Raw genomic sequence first — 271 nt, 5'->3', positions numbered from 1 at the left:
GCAATAAGTAGCGTGACGCTACGTAATATACGTTTGATTTATTACCATCAACAATACCAAAGGTATTAAGTAATGAGGGCAAAAAGTAACATAACAGTAAAGCGGGTACATATTTATAAAATGCTTTAAAACCTGGGTGCTGGCTGTTAGAGGTTTTAAACACAAACCCTAAAATAATAGCCAGTAAACCAAGTACCACAGCATCGTTAGTAATTAATGCAGTTTGGGCTTCAACCATAGTTATTCCTATTTTTAATGGTGAGTTTTATTA

General features: G+C 33.9%; 1 protein-coding gene. It reads right to left on the bottom strand.

Annotation, left to right across the window (positions count from 1 at the left end; translation table 11 throughout):
• Window positions 1-238, bottom strand: a 238-nt coding sequence (locus tag AAEY88_RS13715) for a DUF819 family protein (protein WP_350563275.1), incomplete at its 3' end; no start/stop codon positions are given.
• Window positions 239-271 lie beyond the last annotated feature (33 nt).

This window comes from Psychrobacter sp. CAL346-MNA-CIBAN-0220, from assembly GCF_040309805.1.
In the GTDB taxonomy this organism is placed as follows: Bacteria; Pseudomonadota; Gammaproteobacteria; order Pseudomonadales; family Moraxellaceae; genus Psychrobacter.
The sequence above is the reverse complement of the archived record's forward strand: the minus strand, read 5'-3'. Positions and strand labels throughout refer to the sequence as shown.